The organism is Mycobacterium sp. 1245801.1, assembly GCF_001673055.1.
GTDB classification, from domain to species: Bacteria; Actinomycetota; Actinomycetes; order Mycobacteriales; family Mycobacteriaceae; genus Mycobacterium; species Mycobacterium europaeum_A.
The window spans coordinates 1-2,256 of record NZ_LZKY01000385.1 but is presented as its reverse complement, the minus strand read 5'-3'; the positions used below and the strand labels follow the sequence as shown (position 1 = coordinate 2,256).

General features: G+C 67.2%; 2 protein-coding genes and 1 pseudogene. 2 read left to right on the top strand and 1 reads right to left on the bottom strand.

All coding sequences use genetic code 11. The annotated features are described in order from the left end of the window. Together A5622_RS24525 and A5622_RS24520 are read left to right on the top strand one after the other, a co-directional pair. Positions 1 to 360 (top strand): annotated as a pseudogene (locus A5622_RS24525) (serine/threonine protein kinase); the annotation flags it as partial. Between the two features lie 103 nt (positions 361 to 463). Next, positions 464 to 1,915, top strand: coding sequence for an NAD(P)/FAD-dependent oxidoreductase (locus A5622_RS24520; RefSeq protein WP_066881762.1), 1,452 nt, complete (start codon positions 464 to 466; stop codon positions 1,913 to 1,915). Here A5622_RS24520 and A5622_RS24515 read toward each other — a convergent pair. Continuing rightward, the coding region (locus A5622_RS24515) for a 3-deoxy-7-phosphoheptulonate synthase (protein WP_197508090.1) at positions 1,912 to 2,256 on the bottom strand (345 nt) is incomplete at its 5' end. The genes A5622_RS24520 and A5622_RS24515 overlap by 4 nt on opposite strands.

Genomic DNA, 2,256 nt, shown 5'->3' with positions numbered 1-2,256 from the left:
AACTCCGCGCAACACCGTTCGGCGGCGGCGCAGCACAGCCGGATGGGCCAGCGGCCACCGCACCGGCCCGCGCCGCCCGGACCGGCGCCGGTGCGTGCACCCACGCGCCACCTGACGCGGGGGCCGCAGGACTGGCCGGAGCCGAAACGCCCGGTGCAGACCGACGTCGAGTCCGAGGACGACTACGAATACGAGGCTGTCACAGGCGAATTCGCGGGCATCCCGATCAGCGAGTTCGTCTGGGCGCGCCAGCACAACCGGCGCATGGTGCTGGTCTGGGTGGCGGTGATCCTGGCGATCACCGGGCTGGTCGCGACCGCGGCGTGGACGGTCGGCAGCAACCTCGACGGTCTGCTGTAGCCGGCCGCACTCAGGGTCGACGCAACCCGGCACGACGACACGCGTCTTAAAGTAATCACAAAGTTCTCTTATTTTTCTTAATTTTGGTGTACCGTATTGCTGCATGGGTTCGACAACGCATCGCGTCGACTCGCCGAACCGGCTCGGCGAGCACGCAGTCGTACTGGGTGCCGGAATGGCGGGGTTGCTTGCCGCGCGTGTACTTTCGGAGTTCTACGATTCGGTCAGTGTGGTCGAGCGGGACAGATTGCCTGACCATCCGTGCCACCGGCGGGGAATCCCCCAGGGCCGTCACGTGCACAACTTCTACAGCCGCGGCCTGCAGGTGCTGGAAGAATTGTTTCCCGGCCTGCTCGAGGACCTGTCCAGGGCGGGGGCGGTCGTCGTCGACGACGGCGATCTGTCGCGGTTCTACGTGCGCTTCGGGCGCTACGAGATGAAACACTCGGGGACGTTCGCCGATCCGGACGCGTTGGCGCTGCACATGACGACCCGGCCGTTCATGGAGTTTCACGTCCGTCGGCGGGTCAAGGCCCTGCCGAACGTGACCTTCCTCGACGGGCACGACGTGTCCGAACTTCTCAACACCGCGGACATCGTCAACGGCGTGCGAATCACCCGGCGCTACAACGGTTTTCTCACCGAGCTGGACGCCGATCTGGTGGTGGACGCCATGGGGCGCGCCGCACGCACCCCGGCGTTTCTGGAGAGCCTGGGTTATGCACGGCCAACCGAGGATCGGGCGGTGGCCCGATACGGCTACGCGAGCCAACAGTTGAGCATGCCCGAGGGATCGATCGCCCAGCGGCTGGTGATGTTCAACCCGGGGGGCGGCCGGCCGGGGGGCTTGTTGCTGGCCAACGAGCACGACACGTTCATGCTGGCGATCGGTGTGCCGGTCGAGGCCGGCGAGCCGCCAACCGATTTCGCCGCGATGCTCGCGATGGCCGAGCCGGCGCTGCCCCCGGCCATTATCGAGGGCCTGCGCCGCGCCTATCCCATCGGTGAAGCCGTGACATTCCACCACACCGCCGCGATCTGGCGGCGCTACGACCAAATGGCCGATTTCCCTTCGGGTTTGCTGGTGATGGGCGACGCGCTCTGCAGCCTCGATCCGACCTACGGCCAGGGCATGACGATCGCCGCGCTCGAAGCACTGACCCTGCGCGATTGCCTGAGCGCGGGCGATGCCCAACTGGCGCAACGCTTTTTCCGGGCAACGGCCCAGTACATCGGCCAGACGTGGGCCGCCAATCGGGCCAGGGACCGGGCCACGTCCGGCGGCTACCGGCCGCGCGGACTACGCCGGCGACTCTCAGGCTGGGTCTCGCGCGCCGCACTGAACGCCTCGACCCGGGACGTCGTCCTGACCGAACGCTTCTTTCGGGTCTCCAACTTCATCGACCCGCCCTCACGGCTGCAGGATCCCGCCCTGTTACCGCGCATCGTGTGGGGCAACCTGCGAGCCCGGCTCACCTCGAGGCGAAGCCGCACTGCCCCGGCCACCCCGGCGTCGCAGGGCGTACAGCGGGAGCGGCTTTCGGCGCGCGGCTAGTCGCGCAGCATCTCGGCGACGAGGAAGGCCAACTCCAGCGACTGCTGGGTGTTCAGCCGTGGGTCGCAAGCGGTTTCGTAACGGCCGACCAGGTCGGTGTCCGAAATGTCTTGCGCGCCACCCAAACACTCGGTGACGTTCTCGCCGGTGATCTCGACGTGAATGCCGCCCGGGTGCGTGCCCAGCGCGCGGTGCACCTCGAAGAAGCCCTGCACCTCGTCGACGATGCGATCGAAGTGGCGGGTCTTGTAACCGTTGGACGACTCGTGGGTGTTGCCGTGCATCGGGTCGCACTGCCAGATCACCTGGTGACCGGTGGCCTGGACTTTCTCCACGATCGG

Bases quoted from the DNA above. Each gene is read 5' to 3' on its own strand.
- A5622_RS24520 (WP_066881762.1), top strand. From the start codon at position 464: ATGGGTTCGACAACGCATCGCGTCGACTCGCCGAACCGGCTCGGCGAG.